The following is a 21,760-nucleotide window of genomic DNA, read 5'->3' on the forward strand; positions in this document are numbered from 1 at the left end:
ATTAGCGAGGTCACAGGCTTGCGTCCCTTTGACGGTTACACCGACCCTTCGGCCAATGAAGGCAAATTGCTGCGCAATGTGTTCAGGCAAGGTGATTGCTGGTTCAATTCAGGCGACCTTGTTCGAAGGCAAGGTTGGCAGCATATTCAGTTCGTCGACCGTTTGGGTGACACCTTTCGCTGGAAGGGCGAGAACGTGGCGACTTCCGAGGTGGAGGGCGTGTTGGCCAAATTGCCCTTTCTGGAGCACGCGGTGGTTTACGGCGTGAAGTTGAAAGGCGTTGATGGCAGGGCGGGAATGGCGGCAGTGGCAGTGAAGCGGGGTTACCGGCTTGATTTGAAAGCCATGGCCAAGCACCTTGTTTCAAATTTGCCAGCCTATGCTGTGCCGCAATATGTACGTGTCTTGAAGCTGGTTCAAACCACGGGAACCTTCAAGTACCAAAAAGTGCAATTGAAAAAAGAAGGCATCGATCAAAACCAGTTTCACGATTCCTTGTATCAGTTCAATGCTCGCACACAATGCTATGAGGCCATGAAATGAAAGCCCGCCTCGTGTCGCACTGTGCGCTTAATTCGCCGCTGTTTTTATTGTTTCACCCTTGACCAGTTGGGTGATCAGTTTCAAGGTGTCGCTGTCGTAAAGCATGCCGCTGTGCGAAACACGCTTGCCCGGCAGCACATCCTGAATGTACACGTTATGTACACCTGGCTCCTCTACAAACTGTTTCTCAATGGGCAGTACGACCAAATCATTTTTGGTGACCAATACACTGTAAGCCACACCGGGCACGGTGATTTGTCCCGCTTGCAGTGTGCGAAGCAGTTCCGATTCTGGGTGTTGGTCGGCACAGGCAATACAATATTCCACTGCTTTGCGGTTGGGCGTTTTTGCAATTGACGTGCCGTTGACACTGGGTGCCAAAGCGATGAATCGATCAACATGATCGGCACCCTGCAGCATTTTCAAGTAATAAAACCCGATCAGACCACCTTGCGAATGGCCCACCAATGTGATTTTGCTGCTGCCGGTGGTTGTTTTCACCAAATCCACGAATTCCGCAATGCGACTCGCTGACTCATCAACCGGGCCTACTCCTTTGAACCAGTCGTTCGAATTTTCAGCGCCATAATCGACGGAAAATACACACAGTGATTCATTGGCCAATGCAGGGCCCAATGCGCCAAAGGAATACATGGAGCTGGAGAAGGTGCCATGCACCAGTACCACCGGGTTTTGGCCATGTGCTGGTTTGCACTGCCAGTTGTTGACACCATCGGGCATGGTTTTGCCGCCCACCACCATGCTTAAAAAAGAGCTTGTCCAGTTGGCTTTGGGTTCATATTTTCCTTGCGCCGTGGTGGTGCTGCAGGCGTTCAGGCCCACAAGGGCAACAAGGCAGCTGGTCAGCAATTGTTTAAAGCGTGTCATGTTGTGGCGTTCTGTGGTGATCTGTATAAAGTGCGCACGATAGGGTAATCGTTTAAGGTGGCCCCCTTTGCGGGAAAGACGGGGCACACAATCTGGTTTTCAATAAGGCCATCGACACACGCATGTGTATTATGCACCAGGAGTTGGGCTATGGATGATTTTGCTAACAACGGCAGTTTGGGTGTTCATTCGCTAAGCGAGGTGGAATCCAGGCGTGAGTGGTTTGTAGGCGTTTTGGGAGGTGGTATTTGCTACGGATTGATTTTGTGGCTTTGTTAACAATGCCTGGGCGATCTGAATAAAAAACCCTCGAATGTTCGAGGGTTTTTTATTTAAGCAAAGTTCAGCTCAAGCTGTGCCATGTCTTTTCAGACGGATGCTTTTGGCGCAGCGGCAGCACGCTTGGCACGTGGCGCAGCAGCCTTTTTGGCAGCAGGCTTCTTGGCAGCCTTTTTCGCGCCAGCTTCACCTTTCACGCCAATTTTTTCGAACAACTGGGCAGCGATTTGCTCAGCTTGCTCAATGGCAGGCTTCAGGGTTTCGTTTTTCTTGGCTTGTGCCAGGGCGCTTACACCCATGGTGATCGCGTTTTCTGTCAATGATTCAGCTTGTGACAGGGCCAGTGCAGCATAAGAAAAACCCTTGTCGATCACAACAGGCAACTGTTGTTCAAACAGTTCAACACCTTTCTGGGTGTAAACCTGGCTTACGCCGACTACTTTCTCAAGGCCTTGCTTGATCTCGGTACGTGCATTCACAACAACGGGCTTGTCAGCCAGTGGCAGCTTCTCGGCGGCGGTGAAGGCATTGCCCAAACCTTGTGACAACAGGCCAAATTGTGTTTGTACCAGATTGTTCAGGGCCTTGGCCGCTGCCTGGTGCTGGCTTTTCAATTCGGTGTTGGTTTTGGTCAGCAGTTCTGCTGTTTTTTCGAAAGCGTACATCGTGAGATCTCCTTGGGGTGGCGAGTAGTCAAGTTTCGTGACATTTCGAACTATAGGGAAATCGATTACGCAATGAAAGGGTTTGAACCTGAGGCTCTACACTAAAAATGTGTGCGCAAGCCTCAGGCGATGCAGGTTTTTAATCCATGCCACGGGTAGAAACTATGGGTTCCGGCGCCGGTTTTCCTTTAAAGAATTTATTAAGAACGATGGCCACGACTGCCAACACAGCGCCTGCGATGTCTGTGTATCCACCACCCTCGATCATGCACAGGGCCGCAATTAACAGCACCCCACGTACCACCCAGTTGGAATGTGATCCCCAGAACCAGCCTTGAATTGCTGCGGCCAGGAAGTACACGCCGATACAGGCAGTGGTGAATGCGCGCAAAATGACAGGCCATTCACCTTCCATTAACAGCGCTGCGTTGTAGAAGAACATGAACGGCACAATGAACGCGGTCAATCCAATTTTGAACGATGTGAAAGACGTTGCCATCGGGTTGGCTCCCGAAATACCCGCTGCTGCATAGGATGCGAGTGCCACCGGCGGTGTGATTGCCGAGATCACTGCGAAGTAGAAGACGAAGAAATGCGCCACCAGCGGTTCAATGCCAAGCTCGATCAGGCCGGGGGCCACCACGGAAGCGGCCACGGCATAGGCTGCGGTGGTTGGCATGCCCATGCCCAGCAAAATGGCGATACACATGGCAAAGAACAGGGCGATCAGTTGGGAATTTTCGGCAATGTTCAGCAAAATGGACGAGAAGCGGGCACCCACCCCAGTGAGGGCGATCACCCCCACAATAATACCTGCGCAGGCACACACCGCGATGATCTGGATTGACATCACGCCAGCCAGGTCAAAGGCTTTGAAAATGCTTTTTGGTCCCATTTTGAAAGGTGTTAGCCAACTAACCACCGCTGCAGCCGCTGTGGCCAATGTGCCCGCACGAATAACGGAATAGCCCATGAACAAGGCAACGATCAAAATGATGATCGGGATGAACAGGTACACTTGCTTCACCATTTTCGAGAACTGGGGCAGTTCGTCAGAACGCATGCCACGCATGCCCAGTTTGGCGGCTTCAAAGTCAACCATCAGGTAGGTCGACAGGAAGTAAAGCACGGCTGGAATGACCGCAGCAATTGCAATCTCGGAATAGGGTATGCCGGTGATTTCCGCCATGATGAACGCACCCGCACCCATGATGGGGGGCATGATTTGCCCGCCAGTGGAAGCAGCTGCCTCAATGGCGCCCGCTGTTTTGCTGTTGTAGCCTACTTTTTTCATCAATGGAATGGTCAACGAGCCCGTGGCTACCACATTGCCAGCACTTGTCCCGTTGATCATGCCCATCAGGCCAGAGGCAAACACCGCCACTTTGGCTGGGCCGCCACGTGCACGTCCTGCTGCAGCGAAGGCAAAATTGACGAAATAATCGCCAACCTTGGATGCTTGCAGAAATGCCGCGAACACGATAAACAAAATAATGTAGGTGGACGACACCGCTGTGGTTGCGCCTAGAACGCCTGCATCGGTGTAGATATATGAGAAAAATCGGCTGAAATCAAAACCGTCGTGGGTCAGGAAGCCTGGCAAATAGGGGCCAACGAATGAATACACCACGAAAATGACGGAAATGACAACCAAGGCGCTGCCTGCCACGCGACGTGTCAGTTCAAGTATGAGCGCCAAGCCAACCATGGCTGCCCAGGCATTGCCGGGCGATGCGAAGGGTGTGCCTGCGCGCATACGCAAGGCGGTGCCATCCAGGTGCAGCATCAGGTACGCTGTGCTGGCGATTACTGCCAATACCAGGGTGGCATCGAGCCAGTTGAATTTGTTGCCTTCGGGTCGCAGGAACCAACTGGCAGCAATTGCACCAAGAGAAGCCACTGCAAGTGGAATTCCAAAATGATTTGTTTCCATTTCAGGCGTAATCATCTCGCCGCTGGCGATGATCTGGCTCATCTCGAAAACAATGTACAGTGAATACAAAACCGGCAAAGCCAACAGCACCGCAAGCCCTTTGATAATATTCTGGCTGCCACGCTGTGGTTGATCCACATTGGCCGATGAATATGCGACAAAGCCAATGATCAGTGCACCCGCAACGTGCAGAATCCGGAACGCCCAGGTTTCTACTGGTGACACGTTCAATGTGAAGACATGCCAGAAGGCATAGGCGGCTGAAATAATGGAAACAAACAGCGCCGCGTTTTGGCTAAATTGGCGCTGGTTGTTCGCGGGCAGTTCTTCGTCAACGCCATGGGCGATTAGACGATCTTCGTCTGCGGGATTTGTTGCACTGGATGGTGTGGACATATTGAGTGAGACCAATTCAAAAAATTGTGTGCTTGTTGCGCAAAAGCGCCGAGTCTGCATTCAAACCCGGCGCTGACCTGATCAAGTGGATTGATCCGGGTTTAGTTCAGTTTCAAGTTCGCTGGAATTTTGAAACCCTTTTCTTCGTAGTACTTCACAGCACCTGGGTGAAACGGGATGAAGGTGTTTTTATCCCAGTTTTCCGCCAGTGTGGTGCGCGCACCTTTGTGGATGGTTTGCATTTTTTTGTTGTTGTCCAGTACGGCCTTGGTGGCTTCATACACAAAGCTCTCTGGCAGGTCGCAGTTGGCAATGGCGTAGTTCCACATCGACACTGCGCGTGCATCTTTGGTCAGTGTTTTGTAGGTGCTGGCCGTGATCGGAAATGCTGCAACAGGGTAAGTTTCCATTACCTTCTTTTGCTCAGCTTCCGTGAACTCAAGAATATTGATTTTGGTCTGCACTTCCAGTTGTGTTACTGCCGGGATGGGCACGCCAGCCGCAAAAGCGACAACATCGATCAAACCGTCTTGCAACTGGCCGCCCAGGTCGGACCAGCCACCATTGCGGCGCTCGAACTTCACACCCAGTGTTTCCAGCATTTTTGGAAAGTAGGTGTCAGAGGTTGAACCCGCTGGGCCGAAACCAATTTTGGAGCCCGCAGGGATGTCCTTGATCGACTTGATGCCACTTGATGACAACACGGTGACCGAGAAAGGGGTTTGATACATGGGGAACATGGCGCACACCTTGTTCATTTTCAAGCCTGGTGCCAATGGGCTTTTGCCATCCAGTGCATCGCGGGCCGGGCCCATGGTGGTCATGCCAAAGGCAAGTTTGCCCGTGTGAACCAAGGCCAGGTTTTGGGTGGGGCCGCCGGTTACTTCAGCGCCACCAGTAATGCCCACTTTGTCGGCAACCAGGTTCGCCCAGCCAGCGCCGTAAGCGTAATAAGTACCACCCTGAGAGGCTGTGCCAACTGTAAAGCTTTTGGGCCACTTGGATTTGTCTGCGTGTGCTGCACCCATGGCCAGTGCGGCCAGGCTGATTGCAACGGCGGATTTTGCCAGAATTGCTTTCATTGATATCCCCTAAGTATTGATGAAACTTTGCCCATTGGGTGTCGGGCTTTGTCATTGTTATCATTCTTTAATTGAATGAAATGATTGTGTGAAAACACTGTGATAATGTCGTGCCTATTGAAAAAATGGGCAATACGGGATGTCCGCATCAGGGTTTGCCGCAAATTAATAGTTAATACAATGATATGAAAATGAAACAGGATGAATTAATATCCACGGCCGTGTAAAATCACCGCTTTTGCGCCAAAAGGCCTGCTGTGTCTATTGAATCCGAAGTCAAGCGTCGCAGAACGTTTGCGATTATTTCCCACCCGGATGCCGGTAAAACCACATTGACCGAAAAGCTGTTGCTGTTTGCGGGTGCCATCCAGATTGCTGGCAGCGTGAAGGCGCGCAAGGCCAGCCGCCATGCCACGTCCGACTGGATGGAAATTGAGAAGCAGCGTGGCATTTCCGTGGCCAGTTCGGTCATGCAGATGGAATACCGCGACCAGGTGATCAACCTGCTGGATACCCCCGGTCACCAGGATTTTTCTGAAGACACCTACCGCGTGCTGACCGCTGTAGACGCTGCCTTGATGGTGATTGACGCCGCCAACGGTGTAGAACCGCAAACCCTGCGTTTGATCGAGGTTTGCCGCGCCCGCAATACGCCCATTATTACCTTCGTCAACAAGATGGACCGCGAGGTGCGCGATCCAATTGAATTGATGGACGAAATTGAAAGCACCCTGGGCATTCCCTGCGTGCCGTTCGCCTGGCCTGTGGGGCAGGGCAAGTTGTTCCACGGTATTTTTGACATTCGAAAAAACCACATGCGAGTGTTTACGCCCGGTGCTGACCGCCGTCGTGATGAAGACGAGGTTGTTGATGGCAATAACCGGGAACTGCTGAGAAGCCGCTTTGGTGCCGAGTTTCAACAGGCCGAACAGGAAATTGAATTGGTCACTGGTGCTGCGCCCAGCTTCGATCCTGCTGTGTTCCTGGCCGGCAAGCAAACACCCATGTTTTTCGGTTCTGCAGTGAACAACTTCGGTGTTCAGGAAGTGTTGGATGCACTGGTGGATGTGGCCCCACACCCGGGTCCCCGCAAAGCGCTTGAGCGTGAAGTGGCGCCCACGGAAAGCAAGTTCAGCGGTGTGGTGTTTAAAATTCAGGCGAACATGGACCCTGCGCACCGCGACCGGATTGCGTTTGTTCGCGTGCTGTCCGGTCGCTTTGAGCATGGCATGAAGTTCAAGGTGTTGCGCACCGGGAAAGATTTCCGTCCCACCAGCGTGGTTACCTTTCTTTCCCAGCGCCGTGACCGGGTTGATGAAGCTTACGCTGGCGACATCATTGGTTTGACCACCCACGGTGGCTTGCAGTTGGGTGATTCATTGAGCGAGGGTGAAGGTCTGCAGTTCACAGGCCTGCCGTTTTTTGCACCTGAACTGTTTGCTTCCGTTGAATTGAAAGACCCCATGCGAAGCAAGCAGCTGCAGAAAGGGCTGATGGAGTTGGGGCAGGAAGGTGCCATTCAGGTGTTCAAACCCTTGTTGGGTTCGGAAATGCTGTTGGGCGCTATTGGCCAGTTGCAATTTGAAGTGGTGCAGGCCCGTTTGAAAGGTGAGTATGGTGTGGAAGTGCGCCTGGGTTCAAGCCGCTACAGCTGCGCGCGTTGGATAACCAGCAAAAATGCCAACGATCTGCGCCGTTTCATGGACGCGAACGTGGGTCGCATGGTGACCGACGCTGCGAACACCCATGCATTTTTGGCCACATCCAGGTTTGACCTCGATGTGATGCAAAAGCGTTGGGAAACCATCGAGTTTCATCCCATGCGAGAACATGCCGGGCTGTTGCTGGCCAATCATTGACGCATTCCCCCGCGTGAAAACGGGGTTACAATTAATCCAACGTAAAAAACAAATCGGTCATGCCATGAGTGAACTGGATTCCCTGCTGGAACAAGTGTCTGGCTATTTTGCAGTGTTGTCAGAACCCACACGCCTGAAAATCATTCATGCTTTGTGCAACGGTGAAAAGTCGGTGAATGACATTGTGGATGAGGTCAATTCAACCCAGTCCAATATTTCCCGGCATTTGAATTTGATGTACCGGGCTGGTGTATTGCAGCGTCGCAAAGAGGGCACGCTGGTGCTGTATCAGGTCAAGGAGCCTACCGTGGTGGAATTGTGCCGCACGGTTTGTGTACACGTGGCGGCCAGGCTGGATGCAGTGCCAACTGATTCCAAAAAACTGCCTGATTTTTTTCGGTAACAATAAAAAAACCGGTCTGTTGAAGACCGGTTTTTTTTATTCAAATCCCGATTTGAATTACTTCAGTGATTCAATCAGGTCGATGTAGTTTTGCATTGCCTGTTCGTTGCTGGTGCCTTCAAGGCCTTTCCATGCATCATATTTTGCACGGCCAACAATGTCGGTGAAACCGGGGCGCTTGCCGTTGTTGTCACCTTCGGTTGATTGTTTGAACAATGCATAAATTTTCAGCAAAGTCTGGTTGTCCGGACGGGCGGGCAGTGATTTCGATTCCGCCACAGCCTTCTCAAAACGGGCTTTCAAGTCGCTCATAAGTTCTCCTAAGTCTTGTTATGTGTTTTCGTCAGTAATAAAAGATTGCGCCAGGCTTTCAAACAATTCCTTGGCATTGCCCTGCAAATACGGGGCGAGCAGGCACATCACCTGATACACGCCATTGGCCAAAGCAGCACTCATCGTGGCTTCGTCATTGAAGTGGCGGGGATCGCGAACATATTCGAATGAAAGCCAGTAGGTTGCCACCACCACCATGTTGGTGGCAAGTGCATTGATTTGCGCTTGCGAGGCCATCATGTCGCCCGATTCCACCAAGCCCTGGCACAGGCGGCGTGCCACATCTACCTTGTGTTTCAGGATGCGTTTGAAATGAATTTCGAGTGTGCGGTTGCGCGACAGCAGATCGTTCAAGTCGCGATACAGAAAGCGGTAGCGCCAAATAAGCTCGAAGGACACCTGAAGGTATAGCCATGCGTCTTCGATATTGGCCTGGCGGTTGCCGGGCACATCGAGCAGGCCATCAATTTCTTTTTCGAAACTGGCAAATATGCTGTTGACGATGTCGTCTTTGTTGCGGAAGTGATAATACAAATTACCGGGGCTGATGTTCATTTCATCAGCAATCACGGTGGTTGTAATGTTCGGCTCCCCGAACTCGTTGAAAAGCCGTAATGACAAATCAAGAATTCGTTCTCTTGTTCTTCTTGGAGGCTTGCGTTCCATGTTCTGGTCGTCTCCTGTCTGGCCAAAGTCCTGGTTGAACTTAAGACTTCATGCAGCAAGTCTGTTCTTGGTTTTTTGAATCTTATCAGTCTACGTTGTTTTATTGCGCATTTGGGTCCTTGATACTGCCGTTACCAGGCAGTAATGGCTTTCATCATGCTGCATTTCTGGTTTTTGCAATTCGAATGTAACGATCCAGCTCATTCAATGAATCTTCCAATTGGTCGAATTTCGACACCATTGAGCCCGTGCGTGCCGGTTTTTTGCTTGTTTTGTTGGCCAGCTGCATGGTTGGGTCTTTAAGCACTTCAAGGTTCAGTTCCAGGCCGTGTCTTGAAAATTTCTCGGCCAAATCGTAACGCCGTGCCCACAATTCTTCGCGTGTGCGCTGATAAGCGTGCTCGCACAGGCGGCGCCTGCTGGCGTAACTGAATGGATTGGTGAAGAAAAATTCGCCATCGCCGTGCTGTGGTTCGAACAGCACAATGTCGGCGTTCGGATACAGGTGGCCATAGCGTTCCATACCAATGTCCATGCGCGAATGAATAATAGACCTGAAGGTTTGCGACAGAACCACTGGCAATCCGCCCTCGTAAAGGCGTGACCCCGGCTGAAATGCTTTGCCTTTGGCGCGGCGGCGGTGGTTGTTCGGATTCAGGCGATCGTCGTACGGCACCAGCGGATTAAGGCAAATCAGCAACTCAACACCTTCTTTCAGGGCGGTGGATGCATGCAGGGTCTTTTTCAGTGCACCGTCCACATAATGCCGGTTGGCAATGCGGGTGGGTGGGAACAAGCCGGGCAGGGATGCCGAGGCTTGCACGGCTTTGGAAATGGGAACGTCATCATGACCGGGCATGCCGAAGGGGATGGACTCACCGGAATCCAGGTCGGTTGCCACCAGAATAAGGCGTTTGCCCAGGCTGCGAAAATCATTCGTTCCGCCACCTTTGGCGATCAGGTCGGCCATCCATTCATGAAGCTGGTCTCCATTGAACAAACCGGTAGGAATGGCCGCGCCCAATCGTTCGATGCAGCTGACCCAGGTTGCGTCGTCACGCAGGAAGTAATCTGATATGGCTGTGCCCAACAGGCCGGGCACCTTGCGCAGCCGCGTCCAGTATTCTTTCCAGGCCGGGTGTAGCAACACCGAGGGATCGAAAGCGAATTCTTCGGGTTCGCCCTCGATGAACAATTTGTAAATTTGAAGCGGGGTGAGGTCGTGGGCCAAACCCGTGGCAACAATGCCGCCGGCGGACACGCCCACGTAAACTTTCATGTTGTTCAAGTCCAGGCCGTCGATGGCTTCGGACAGGGCAACCAAAGCACCAATCTCGTAGATGGCGCCCAAAGGGCCACCACCAGCCAGGGCCAGCCCTATTTTTGGGCCAGAATTATTATTGTTCATGCAGGTTGTGAACTCCAGACCCTGACTTGACACGGCAAGACCACCATGGGCCTTGCCTTGAATGAATTACCCGCTTGGCAGATTCACTCGGCGGATTTTTTCGCACGTGTGGTGCGCTTGGGCGGGGCGGCCTTTGCATCGGCTTTCTTGCCCGTCAATTCAGCAATGGCCGCAGACAGCTGATCAATGCGTTCGGCCAGTTGCTGCACGTCTTTGTTGGTTGGCACACCCAGACGACCCAGCGCGCGGGCAACACGCTCTTCAAATACCTGTTCCAGTTTGTCCCAGTGTTGAGTCGCTTTGCTTGACACAGAGCCTGCCAGCTTGGTGACCTTGCCTGTGACTTCCCCCACTTTTTGATCTGCAAATTTCACGGTTCGCTCCTGAATTTCTTGTCCTTCCTTGACCAGACTTTCCAAAACACGGTTGCTCTCTTCTTGTGCTTTGGTAATGGCACCCACGCCAGCTGTCCACAATTGCTGTGCACTATCGACTGCACCTTTGATGGGCTTTTTCTTTCCGGCCATGTTTGTCTCTCCTTGGTGATGGCAAAGGGGCCCGGTCGGGCAGCTGCCTTTTTTGATTATTCAGTAGTTTATCCAGCCCGCACTAGAGAAGGCACACTAAACCCCCTTCGTGTTTTCACGTAAGCAGGGTGCTGACAGAACACTTGTAGAGGTGCGTTCCAGTTTGCGAAACGCGGGCGGACAGTTATAGTAGGCCTTCCTGAGCCTTATCTTCCAAATAAAAAACCCCGCGCGGAGAAGACATACGATGAATTATTTTGTGACAGGAGCCACCGGCTTCATCGGCAAGCGATTGGTGAAACGCCTGGTCGACCAAAAACGCAAAGGCACCATTTACTTTTTGATTCGTGAATCCAGCCTGGACAAAGTGGCTGAATTGCAAAAGTACTGGGGCGCCAAGAAAGGACAGTGTGTGCCAGTGGTTGGTGATTTGACCAAGCCCAAGCTGGGTTTGAAAGCCACTGAAATCAAGGAGCTGAACAAAAACATTGCGCACTTTTTTCACTTGGCTGCCATTTACGATTTGGCTGCCGATGCAGAAAGCCAGCAAGAAACCAATATCAAGGGCACCGAAAATGCGGTGGACCTGGCCAATGTAATTGGCGCGGGCTGCTTTCAGTTAACATCTTCGATTGCGGCGGCTGGCCTGTATGAAGGCGTATTTCGCGAAGACATGTTTGAGGAAGCGGAAAATCTGGACCATCCGTATTTCCGCACCAAACACGATTCGGAAGAAATTGTGCGCAAAAAAGTAAAAGGCGCATGGCGCGTTTATCGTCCCGGTTTTGTGGTGGGCGATTCAAAAACCGGCGAGATGGACAAAATTGACGGACCTTATTACCTGTTCAAGTTGATCCAGAAAATGCGCAAACTGCTGCCTTCCTGGGTGCCCACCATTGGTATTGAAGGCGGTCGAATCAACATTGTGCCCGTGGATTTTGTGGTGAATGCGATGGACCACATTGCACACCAGCCTGACCTGGATGGCAAGGCCTTCCACCTGGTTGACCCCAGCCCCAACCGCATTGGCGATGTGCTGAATACTTTTGCGCGTGCAGCCCACGCACCGAAAATGGAAATGCGCATTAATGCAGCGATGTTCGGTTTTGTGCCCGGTGCGGTGAAGAAAGGCTTGATGAGCCTGACCCCTGTGCGCCGCATTCGCAATGCCTTGCTGAAAGACCTGGCCTTGCCCGAAGAAGTGTTTGGTTACATCAACTGGCCCACACGTTACGATTGCCGCCAAACATTGGCGGCGCTGGATGGCAGCGGCATTGAATGCCCGCGCCTTGAAGATTACGCATGGGTCATTTGGGATTACTGGGAACGCCACCTGGACCCCGATCTGTTCATTGACCGCAGCCTTAGTGGACAGGTCAAAGACAAGGTGGTACTGATCACCGGTGGCTCTTCTGGCATTGGTTTGGCCGCAGCGCAGAAGTTTGCCGCGGCTGGAGCGATCACCATTATTTGTGGTCGCGACGAAGAAAAGCTGGCCGAGGCCAAGGCCTTGGTAAAATCCGAAGGCAATACCCTGCACACGTATTCCGTGGACATTGCTGACATGCAGGATTGCGACCGTTTCGTGACCCAATTGCTGACCGATTTCGGCCACGTCGATGTGTTGATCAACAACGCGGGCCGTTCAATTCGCCGTGGCATTGAAAACAGCTTTGACCGCTTCCACGATCTGGAGCGCACCATGCAGCTGAACTACTTCGGCGCCTTGCGTGTTACCTATGGCTTGTTGCCAAAAATGATGGAACGCCGCAAAGGCCATGTGGTGAATATTTCATCGATTGGTGTGTTAACCAACGCGCCGCGTTTTTCAGCGTATGTTGCTTCCAAAGGTGCGCTGGATTCCTGGACCCGTTGTGCCGCTTCCGAGTTCGCTGACTTGAACATTACGTTCACCACCATCAACATGCCGCTGGTGCGCACACCCATGATTGCACCGACCAAGTTGTACAACAACGTACCCACGCTAAGCCCCGAGCAGGCGGCAGACTTGATCGCGCAAGCGGTTATTCACAAGCCGGTTCGCATTGCAACGCGTTTGGGTATTTTGGGGCAGGTGATGCATGCACTGGTGCCCAAGCCCGCGCAAATTTTGATGAACACTTCTTTCCGCATGTTCCCCGATTCGGAATCGGCGGCCAAGGGCAAGAAAGGCGGCGGCCCGTCTGCCGAACAGGTTGCATTCTCAACCCTGATGCAAGGTATTCACTTCTAAGCGCGGTTTTCTGCCAACGGGTAGGTCTGGGCATCTTCTGCAAGCCAGTTGAGGATCAGGTCTTCCGTGGTGGAATCGTTCAACAAAGCCACGTGCCCGCAACCGGGCACGGCGGTGTTTTTTCCAAATTCCAGTTTGCAGGAAACCGGCGGGCACACAATGTTGTCTTGCGGGCTCCACAGCGACCATATCTTTTGCTGAAACTCTCTGTCGGTGGGATGTTCCCGCAGGGTGTTCAAGAAAAAACTTCCCCAGGCCAGTTGCTTCACGTTCTTGCCAATGCCCAGTGTGGACAAGGCCGTGCCGTAGTGTGGGCTGCCAACGGTGATCATGCCCGCAATGCGGTGGTGACCATATTCGGTGGCGTGGTAGCGCACCGCCACACCACCCATGCTGTGGGCAATGATTTTCACCTGGGGTGCACCAGTGGCCACCAGCAATTCATCAATCGCTTCGTGAATGGCCTCGGAATAGCTGCGAATGGAACCAATGGCGGGTTCCAGTGTAATGGCGTGGGTGCTAACATCCGCGCGTTCAAGCAAGGCCCGTGTGCCAGCCCATACGGCTGAATTGCACAGGTAACCATGCACCAGCAACACGGGCAGCGGCTTTTTTTTACGCCAGGCTTTGCCCGCCAGTTCAATGCCATCGGGGCTGGGTGCCCAGGGCTGAAGCAATGTGATCAATTTCATCGACGCAATGCTTTCCAACAACACGGCTTTGACCCAGCGCGCAATGCTTAAACGATGAAAGCCTTCACCTTCCGTGCTGTGAAAGGGCAGGCATTTGTCGCGAACCTGTGGAATTTGTCGAACGCTGAACGACAGCGCAAATCCAAATGTATGGAACCCCACATGGACTGCAAACAACAAGCCAACCACCAAGGCCACTGCTGTAACAGCTGCATTGTCTGCCCGAAAACCAAGCCATTGGTCCAGCAGCAAGTAAAGGCCGATCATCGCAGCGATGTATCCGATCCAGTAAAGCCTGTTGAGCTGGCGAATCATGGTGCGATTCAGGCCAGTGCAGGTGCGGCCTGGCCAGTCAATTCAGCCACCAGTTGCTGGCTTAACTTGTTGCTCAAGCCATAAATGGACAGTTGGGGGTTTGCACCAATGCTGGTTGGAAAAAGGGAACCATCATGAATCGACAGGTTCTCGATTTGCCAGTGGCGACCATCCGGTCGGGTCACTCCCAGCTTTTCTTCGCCCGCCATGCCGCAACCGCCCATCACATGGGCTGAAACCACTTTCATCGCCAGGGCTTTCATTTCCAGTGAATTGATCTGCTTCAATGCGTCGTCAATATTGTTTGCTGGTGCAGCGTGTTCATGCACTGGCAAAGTTGATTTCGCGCCCGCGGCGTGTTGCAACTCAGCCATGGCCACCAAGGCACGGCGCGCCGCATCCCAAATGGCGGGGGTCAGTTTGTAGTCGAGAACGGGCGTGTCATCGGCATTCAAACGAACCCGCCCACCCACGCTGCCTGAATTGAAGCCATCGCGAAGCAAGGCCAGTTGCATGTGCGTTTTGGAAAAATTGCGCATGATGTCAGCATGCTTTTTTGCAAAGCCGGGCAGAGTGGATGCAAAAATCACCGGGTGCAGGGGTGGTGCTTCCAGTTTGAAGCCCACCGGCCCGTCGATCGGGTCGGTATGTAGATAATGGTCGCTGTAAATGGTTTGTGGTGCGCCTGCATCGGCGCGCACTTCCTGCGCCATCATGGCGGCGGAAATAACCACAGGGTGCAGGAATGTCCGTTCACCCAAATGGTCGTGGGGGTTGGTGGCATTGGATCGCAGCAACACTGCAGGGCTGTTGATTGCGCCACCCGCCAGCACGAAGTGTTTTGCGATGACCTCCACTTCCTTGCCCGAAGGCAGTACGCCGTCCGGGTTCATCACCTGGCAACGCAGTGTGCGGATGCGGCCCTGCGAAATCTTGAATGAGTGTGCACGCAGCGAAGCGATCAGCTCGGCGCCGTGTTCAAGCGCGGTGGGGATGGTTGAAACCAACATGGACTGTTTTGCGTTGGTGGGGCAGCCCATGCCGCAGTAGCCCAGGTTCCAGCAGTCTTTCACATTGCGGCGAATTGCCCCCCATGAAATGCCTTTCGCTTGCGCACCGCGGCGCAGAATGTCGTTGTTCTCGTTTGGGGGCACTTGCCAATCGGCAATGTTCAGGCGGCGTTCAGCTTGTTCAAACCAGGGTGCCATGGCCTCCACGGTCATGTCTTGCAGGCCAAATCTGTTTTGCCAGAAGGCCAGGGTGTCGGCCGGGGTTCGGAAGCTGGAAGTCCAGTTCACCGTGGTCGATCCACCCACTGCGCGGCCCTGCAAAATGTTGATGGCCTTGTCAGCTGTTTTGCGACCGGCGCTTTCCTGATACAGCGTTGGGTACGCTTCCGACTCCACCATTTTGAAGTCTTTGGATGTTTTCAGTGGCCCCTCTTCAATCAGCAACACTTTCAGGCCAGCCCTGGCACAAATTTCAGCCGTAATGCCGCCGCCCGCACCGGTGCCAACAATCACCACATCGGCCACAATTTGTTTGGGCAATTCGCGACTGTGTGCTTCATAGGCTTTCCAGCCACTGGCAATGCCAGCCACAAATGGGTCAGGCACCAACAAGTTGTTCGCCAAGCTGGTGGCAGGTCGGATGGTTTGTTCAGTCATGTCAGTAAACGCGGAAAGGTGGGCCAGGGTAGCCCATGTCAGCCCATTGCGCTGGCAGGCCGTACCAGCCGGCCATCATCAGGTCGTGTAAGGCATGGTAGCCGGGCTGCAGTGCAGGAATGGGGTGGTCTCGAAAAGAAATCAGAAAGGCTTGAACCTGTCCGGTGTTGGCTTCTTCCCAAGTGTTGCCCAGGTTGGCAATCAATCGGCGGCCCACCGGGTTCTCGAGAATGTTCAACAACTGCCCAAGTTCGGCCTGAGCGCTGGCCGACAATGTTTTGGTGGCGGTCACAAATGAATTCACTGCCGTTTCAATGGCTTCTGCGTGCTTGGCTGTGGGCAGTGCACCGTCGAGCAAGCCCGTGGCCAACGCGCGAAGCATGGGCAAGTGTCGGGGTTGAACCACCGATTGCGCGGCGATTACATCGACCTTTGCAAAGTGTTTTCCAAGCCAGCCAAGGCCGCCCGCCACAAACAGGCCGGCAGCGCCAAATTTAATGAATCGTCTTCTGTTCATGGGGGCAGAGCTTATACCTTGCGGGTTAGCAGTTTCGTCATGAACGCGAACATTTTGTTGTCATAAGGGGGTGACAACATTTCCATGACATGGAAACGGCTTTGTTTGAAAATGGGTTTCAGTTTGGTCATGGTATCGAAACCAAACTTGCCGTGGTAGTGGCCCATGCCGGAATCGCCCACGCCACCAAAAGGCAGGTTTTCCTGCGCAATGTGGAACAGCGTGTCGTTCAGGCAAACGCCACCAGCAATGGTTTGCTTCATCACCATGTCCTGGGTTTTCGACTCATCGTCGAACAGGTACAGCGACAAGGGGCGCGGGCGGTCGTTGATGTAGTCAAGTGCTTCGTCCAGTCGTTTGTAAGTGACCACGGGCAGTATTGGGCCAAAAATCTCTTCCTGCATCAGCATGGAATCGGGTTTTGCATTGAACACCAAAGTCATCGGCACCTTGCGCCCCGGGCTGTCTGCAGTTTTCATGAGTGTCACCACGTGGGCACCTTGTTCCGCCGCTTCGTCAATCAGGCGTTGAAGGCGGGTGGCGTGGCGGTCAGAAATAATACCCGTGAAGTCTTTGGACAAAATGCCCTCTGGAAAGCGCTTGTTGATAATTGCCTTGGCGTGGGAAATCAATGCCTCTTCACAACCTTCCGGCACCATCAGGTAATCGGGGGCAATGCAGGTTTGGCCTGCATTGATTGATTTGCCCGACAATGTGCGCGCAATCGCGTTCTGGAAGCGGCCAGGGTTGGCCACGGTGGAGGGGGTAATAATTACCGGGCTTTTTCCACCCAGTTCCAGGGTAACGGGCACCAGGTTTTCGCTGGCCGCTTTCATCACCATTTTGCCCACGGGCGTAGAACCGGTGAACAGCAGGTGGTCAAAGGGCAGGCGGGAAAATTCCGCGGCCACTTCCGGGCCCCCGTTGATGACTTGCACTACCTCGCGGCCCAACGCTTGGGCTAGCAGTTCGTCCAGCAGGGCGCTGAAGCGCGGTGTGTATTCGCTCATTTTGATGAATACACGGTTTCCGGCAGCCAGGGCGGCAATCATGGGGCCGATGGACAAAAACAAGGGGTAGTTCCACGGAACAATCACGCCCACCACGCCCAGTGGTTGCGGCAAAAGGCAAGTGCTGGCTGGCTTGAACCAGATGCTTGCGCCTTCCTTTCGGGGTTTCATCCAACCCTTGCCGTGCTTGATCGCGTGGCGAATGCCTTCCAGCGAAGGAAACACCTCGGCCAGCAGGGTGTCGTTTTGCGAGCGATAGCCAAAATCTTCGGAAATGGCCTCTGCAATGCGCTGCTTGTTGGCATAGACCGTGTCACTTAATGCCATCAACCAGGCTTTGCGCTGGTCCCATTCGGGAAACGGGTTGATACGGTAAGCTTGCTTCAAGGAATCCAAAGTTGCTTTCAGTTCTGCTGCTGACAATTCTTGTCCGTGGGCTTTGGAAGGGGCATTCATTGTTGTCTCACTCTCCGGTTTAACATTAACGGATGTAAACATAAATTTTGACTATTTTCCATGTCTGATTTGTGCTGCTATGCAACAAACACAGTTGCACGCATCCACACCACCCTGATCCAGATGCCATGCTTGACGTTCACAGTTCACCCTTGGAATTACAGAAAGCCATCACCGACTTGCGGCAAGGGCAAGGTCGGTCTGCCGAATTTTTGACTTTAAAAAAAGAAATAAAAATATTTCAAAACAAAAGGTTGGAAAAGACTTATCAGGATTTGCTTGATGACAAGGGCATGCGCTTGGCCTGTCGTTTCTTTCTTGACCAGTTGTACTGCACCCACGATGTCAGCACCCGCGATCACCAAGTGGAGCGGGTGTTGCCCAAACTTGACAAACTATTGCCCGGTGGCGCAGTCGATGTGGTCAGGAAAGTGGTGTATATGGACTACCTTGCTGAGAAAATGGATGATGAAATAAGTTTTTTAATCAACGATAAAGAATGGTTTTCTGATAAATCACTTCAAGAAAAAACCTACATCAATGCATTTCGCCAGCACGGGCAGCTTGCCGCGCGAGAGGAGCAAATTCATTTGGTTCGCGAGGTAGGTGAATCCTTGCGCAAGCTGATGCGCCTGCCATTTTTGCGGCCCTTGCTGAGGATGACCCGTGGTGCAGCGCAAAAGGCAGATTTAGAGGATTTCCACGACTTTTTGAGTCAGGGGCTTGATGCGTTTGCCGCGCTTGAGCGGCCCACCCTGTTCTTTCAGCTGATTCAGGAACGTGAATTCTCAATTCTCGAGGGCATTCGACACGGCACACTCACAAAATTTCCGTGAACGCCGGTCCATTGCGTTTACACACCGTAATCGTAGTGCTTTAGAATCCATGTTCTTTGATATTCCGGTATCGTTTTTGATCAATACACAACAGTTGCGAAGCACAACAGTGCCCACAGAAGGAGACATTTGTGACCGACAAAGCCTGGATTCAGAGCTATCCGCCCGGCGTGCCCACAGCGGTTGACCTGGATCAATATTCCTCGATTCGAGATATTTTCGAGGACGCAAGCCGAAAGTTTGCGGACAAAACAGCTTTTAGCAACATGGGCACCGCCATGACCTATCAGCGCCTGGATGCGTTGACCCGCGATTTTGGAGCTTACCTCCAAAGCCTTCCCGGCATGAAGAAGGGCGATCGTGTTGCATTTATGATGCCCAACCTGCTGCAATACCCTGTGGCCATGCTGGGCACCATTCGTGCCGGTTTCGTGGTAGTGAATGTGAACCCGTTGTACACCCCCACAGAACTTGAGCATCAGTTGCGTGATTCGGGTGCCAAAGTCGTTGTGATCTTTGAAAATGTGGCCCACACGCTGGAAAAGGTGATCACGAACACGCCGGTCGAACACATTGTGCTGGCGTCCATGGGGGAAATGCATGGTTTCTTCAAGCGCTTGTTGCTGAATTTTGTAGTGCGTTACCTCAAGAAATTGGTGCCTGCTTTCAATATTGCGGGCGCCATTACCTTCAAAAAGGCACTGGCACAGGGGCGCAACAATGAACTGCGCAAGGTCAACATTACGCACGACGACCTGGCCTTCCTGCAATACACCGGCGGCACCACCGGCGTGGCCAAAGGCGCCATGCTGACCCACGGCAATATTGTGGCCAACCTGCAGCAGGCTTCAAGCTGGCTGAATCAAGACATCGAAGAGGGCAAGGAAATTGCCATCACTGCGCTGCCGATGTATCACATCTTCTGCCTTACGGCGAACATTCTGGTATTTATCAAGGTGGGCGGGCATAGCTTGTTGATTACCGACCCGCGCAATATGCAAACCTTTGTGAAAACCCTGTCGGCGGTGCCTTTCACGGCGCTAACTGGCGTGAACACCTTGTTCAATGGCTTGTTGAATACCCCGGGGTTTGAGCAGGTGGATTTTTCCCACGTGAAGCTGGTGCTGGGCGGTGGCGCTGCCATTGAACCAGCCGTGGCTGACCGCTGGAAAAAGGTGACCGGCACGCGTTTGTCAGAGGCGTATGGCTTGACCGAAGCCTCGCCAGCCGTGTGCATTAACCCCCTGCACGAGGAATACAACGGTTCGATTGGTTTGCCAGTGCCATCGACTGAAGTGAGCATTCGCGACGACGATTTCAATGAATTGCCGGTTGGGCAAGAAGGTGAGCTGTGCGTGAAAGGCCCACAGGTGATGCGGGGGTACTGGAACAAGCCGCGGGAAACCGCTGAAGTGTTGACGCAAGACGGCTGGTTGAAAACCGGCGACATTGCCTACATGGACGAAAAAGGCTACTTCTACATCACTGACCGCAAAAAAGACATGATTCTGGTGTCGGGTTTCAACGTGTACCCCAAGGAAATTGAAGCCGTGGCCACGTTGCTGAACGGTATTTTTGAGGCCGCCGCCGTGGGTGTGCCCGACAGCAAAACGGGCGAGGCCGTGAAGCTGTTCGTGGTCAAAAAAGAAGATGATCTGACCGCCGAGGCGGTGATTGAACATTGCCGCAAGCACATGACCGCGTACAAAATTCCCCGCCATGTTGAATTCATGAAGGAACTGCCCAAAAGCCCGGTGGGTAAGGTATTGCGCCGGGAGCTTCGCGACATGGAAAAGAAGCGCCTGCAAGACCAGGCTGCCTGATTTAACCGGTTTTTTTGCCAGGCAATGGTTCAGGCCGTTGCCAGCTATCTGAAAACCCACTATAATTTCGGGTTACCTGCTGCTGCACCACGGGGGTGTGGCAGCTTTTCCAATTGTGGAAAATCCATAGGAGTTAATCAATGCGTCACTATGAAATTGCTTTCATCGTGCATCCCGACCAAAGCGAGCAAGTGCCTGCCATGGTCGAGAAGTATCGTGGAACCATCGAAGCCAACGGCGGCAAAGTACACCGCCACGAAGACTGGGGCCGTCGCCAATTGGCTTACCCCATCCAGAAATTGGCCAAAGCACACTATGTGTTGTTGAACATTGAATGCAGCCAGGAAGTTCTTGAAGAACTGGAAACTGCGTTCAAATTCAACGATGCCGTACTGCGTCATTTGACCGTGAAGATGAAAAAAGCTGAAACCGCTCCTTCTCCAATGATGAAGGAAGTTCAGCGTGAGCAAGAGCGCAAAGCCGCTTCTGCCACTGCGTCTTCAAGCGACGACAGTTCCGATTCAGACGAGAGCGATGACGAGTAATTTCGTCCTTGCACAATACTGAATCAATGAATCAGGAGGAAGAAGCACCAAATTCAAACAAGTCTGGGGAAGAAGGAAAAGCTGGTATTAACCAGTTCACCTTGACCGCCACATTGGTTGCGAAATCAATATTGCGATACACCCCGGCAGGTTTACCCATTTGCGAATTCGAGCTTGAACACGAAAGTGAACAGCTTGAAGCCAGCAAGCCAAGAATGGTGAAATGCACAGTTTCGGCGCTAGCGCTGGGTGTTGCAGCAAATCAGGTCAACGGCCTTGAAGTGGGAAGTCTGAAAAGCTGGTCTGGATTTATTGCGCTTCGTTCGCACAAATCAAAAAGTCTTCGATTCCATGTTTGCGCAGTGCGCGAATGTTGAAGACTTGAAATAGTTGGAGAATATTATGGCTTTTGGTCGTAAAAATGATCGCAAGGGACGTCGTCCACAACAGAACCCCTTGTTCAAGCGCAAGAAGTTTTGCCGCTTCACAGTGGGCAAGGTAGAGCAAATCGATTACAAAGACATCGACACGCTCAAGGATTTCATCAGCGAAAACGGCAAGATCATGCCCGCTCGTATCACTGGTACCAAGGCGAACTATCAGCGCCAATTGGACACAGCGATCAAGCGTGCACGTTTCCTGGCTTTGCTGCCTTACACCGACAACCACTAAGCAGTACGGGAG

Annotated in this window: 21 protein-coding genes; 9 read left to right on the forward strand and 12 right to left on the reverse strand. The window is 52.7% G+C overall.

Annotated elements, in window-relative coordinates; genetic code table 11:
- Window positions 1-543, forward strand: a 543-nt coding sequence (locus V7028_RS12095) for an AMP-binding enzyme (protein ID WP_442918738.1), incomplete at its 5' end; no start/stop codon positions are given.
- 27 nt (window positions 544-570) lie between these two features.
- Here the strand turns inward: V7028_RS12095 and V7028_RS12100 are convergent.
- The 4 genes from V7028_RS12100 to V7028_RS12115 form a co-directional block, all read right to left on the reverse strand.
- Window positions 571-1,431, reverse strand: coding sequence for an esterase/lipase family protein (locus V7028_RS12100; protein WP_334120342.1), 861 nt, complete (start codon window positions 1,429-1,431; stop codon window positions 571-573).
- 368 nt (window positions 1,432-1,799) lie between these two features.
- A complete protein-coding gene (locus V7028_RS12105) occupies window positions 1,800-2,375 on the reverse strand; it encodes a hypothetical protein (RefSeq protein ID WP_334120343.1) in 576 nt (191 codons plus the stop codon).
- Between the two features lie 139 nt (window positions 2,376-2,514).
- Window positions 2,515-4,704, reverse strand: a complete 2,190-nt coding sequence (locus V7028_RS12110; protein WP_334120344.1) for a TRAP transporter permease — start codon at window positions 4,702-4,704, stop codon at window positions 2,515-2,517.
- A 101-nt stretch (window positions 4,705-4,805) separates the two neighbouring features.
- Window positions 4,806-5,786, reverse strand: a complete 981-nt coding sequence (locus V7028_RS12115; protein ID WP_334120345.1) for a TAXI family TRAP transporter solute-binding subunit — start codon at window positions 5,784-5,786, stop codon at window positions 4,806-4,808.
- 257 nt (window positions 5,787-6,043) lie between these two features.
- On the opposite strand from V7028_RS12115, the gene V7028_RS12120 reads away from it, so the two are divergent.
- On the forward strand, window positions 6,044-7,645 hold the full coding sequence (locus V7028_RS12120; protein ID WP_334120346.1) for a peptide chain release factor 3: 1,602 nt from the start codon (window positions 6,044-6,046) through the stop codon (window positions 7,643-7,645).
- Between the two features lie 64 nt (window positions 7,646-7,709).
- Window positions 7,710-8,048: an ArsR/SmtB family transcription factor gene (locus V7028_RS12125; protein WP_334120347.1), complete on the forward strand. Its 339-nt coding sequence runs from the start codon at window positions 7,710-7,712 to the stop codon at window positions 8,046-8,048.
- Window positions 8,049-8,105: 57 nt separating this feature from the next.
- Here V7028_RS12125 and V7028_RS12130 read toward each other — a convergent pair whose 3' ends face one another.
- The 4 genes from V7028_RS12130 to V7028_RS12145 all read right to left on the reverse strand — a co-directional run bounded on the left by V7028_RS12130 (window position 8,106) and on the right by V7028_RS12145 (window position 10,982).
- Window positions 8,106-8,360 (reverse strand): acyl-CoA-binding protein, encoded by a 255-nt coding sequence (locus tag V7028_RS12130; RefSeq protein ID WP_334120348.1) that lies wholly within the window; start codon window positions 8,358-8,360, stop codon window positions 8,106-8,108.
- Window positions 8,361-8,378: 18 nt separating this feature from the next.
- A complete protein-coding gene (locus V7028_RS12135) occupies window positions 8,379-9,047 on the reverse strand; it encodes a TetR/AcrR family transcriptional regulator (RefSeq protein ID WP_257511897.1) in 669 nt (222 codons plus the stop codon).
- Between the two features lie 154 nt (window positions 9,048-9,201).
- Window positions 9,202-10,455, reverse strand: coding sequence for a patatin-like phospholipase family protein (locus V7028_RS12140; protein ID WP_334120349.1), 1,254 nt, complete (start codon window positions 10,453-10,455; stop codon window positions 9,202-9,204).
- An 83-nt stretch (window positions 10,456-10,538) separates the two neighbouring features.
- The gene (locus tag V7028_RS12145; RefSeq protein ID WP_334120350.1) at window positions 10,539-10,982 is read right to left on the reverse strand and encodes a phasin family protein; all 444 of its coding nucleotides are present in this window, start codon (window positions 10,980-10,982) and stop codon (window positions 10,539-10,541) included.
- 247 nt (window positions 10,983-11,229) lie between these two features.
- On the opposite strand from V7028_RS12145, the gene V7028_RS12150 reads away from it, so the two are divergent.
- Complete coding sequence (locus V7028_RS12150) at window positions 11,230-13,215, forward strand: SDR family oxidoreductase (protein ID WP_334120351.1); 1,986 nt, start codon at window positions 11,230-11,232, stop codon at window positions 13,213-13,215.
- On the opposite strand, the gene V7028_RS12155 is transcribed toward V7028_RS12150, so the two are convergent.
- Genes V7028_RS12155 through V7028_RS12170 form a run of 4 tightly spaced genes read right to left on the reverse strand, consistent with a single transcriptional unit; the run spans window position 13,212 to window position 17,872 of the window.
- The gene (locus V7028_RS12155) at window positions 13,212-14,222 is read right to left on the reverse strand and encodes an alpha/beta fold hydrolase (RefSeq protein ID WP_334120352.1); all 1,011 of its coding nucleotides are present in this window, start codon (window positions 14,220-14,222) and stop codon (window positions 13,212-13,214) included. The two genes, V7028_RS12150 and V7028_RS12155, sit on opposite strands and share 4 nt — an antisense overlap.
- 8 nt (window positions 14,223-14,230) lie before the next feature.
- Window positions 14,231-15,889 (reverse strand): GMC family oxidoreductase, encoded by a 1,659-nt coding sequence (locus V7028_RS12160; RefSeq protein ID WP_334120353.1) that lies wholly within the window; start codon window positions 15,887-15,889, stop codon window positions 14,231-14,233.
- Between the two features lies 1 nt (window position 15,890).
- A complete protein-coding gene (locus tag V7028_RS12165; protein ID WP_334120354.1) occupies window positions 15,891-16,406 on the reverse strand; it encodes a hypothetical protein in 516 nt (171 codons plus the stop codon).
- Between the two features lie 11 nt (window positions 16,407-16,417).
- Complete coding sequence (locus V7028_RS12170) at window positions 16,418-17,872, reverse strand: coniferyl aldehyde dehydrogenase (RefSeq protein ID WP_334120355.1); 1,455 nt, start codon at window positions 17,870-17,872, stop codon at window positions 16,418-16,420.
- A 128-nt stretch (window positions 17,873-18,000) separates the two neighbouring features.
- Here V7028_RS12170 and V7028_RS12175 point away from each other — a divergent pair, with 128 nt between their 5' ends.
- The 5 genes from V7028_RS12175 (at window position 18,001) to rpsR (ending at window position 21,748) form a co-directional block, all read left to right on the forward strand.
- The gene (locus V7028_RS12175) at window positions 18,001-18,708 is read left to right on the forward strand and encodes an FFLEELY motif protein (protein WP_334120356.1); all 708 of its coding nucleotides are present in this window, start codon (window positions 18,001-18,003) and stop codon (window positions 18,706-18,708) included.
- A gap of 131 nt (window positions 18,709-18,839) precedes the next feature.
- Complete coding sequence (locus tag V7028_RS12180) at window positions 18,840-20,531, forward strand: AMP-binding protein (RefSeq protein ID WP_334120357.1); 1,692 nt, start codon at window positions 18,840-18,842, stop codon at window positions 20,529-20,531.
- 140 nt (window positions 20,532-20,671) lie between these two features.
- Entirely contained in the window at window positions 20,672-21,076 is a 405-nt protein-coding gene (rpsF, locus tag V7028_RS12185; RefSeq protein WP_334120358.1) for a 30S ribosomal protein S6, read from the forward strand.
- Between the two features lie 26 nt (window positions 21,077-21,102).
- Entirely contained in the window at window positions 21,103-21,453 is a 351-nt protein-coding gene (priB, locus tag V7028_RS12190; protein WP_334120359.1) for a primosomal replication protein N, read from the forward strand.
- 25 nt (window positions 21,454-21,478) lie between these two features.
- Window positions 21,479-21,748 carry a 30S ribosomal protein S18 gene (gene rpsR / locus V7028_RS12195; protein ID WP_008249877.1) on the forward strand — a complete coding sequence of 90 codons (270 nt, stop codon included), beginning with the start codon at window positions 21,479-21,481 and terminating at the stop codon, window positions 21,746-21,748.
- The last annotated feature ends 12 nt before the right edge of the window (window positions 21,749-21,760 follow it).

It is taken from the genome of Limnobacter sp. (assembly GCF_036846585.1).
GTDB lineage: Bacteria > Pseudomonadota > Gammaproteobacteria > Burkholderiales > Burkholderiaceae_B > Limnobacter.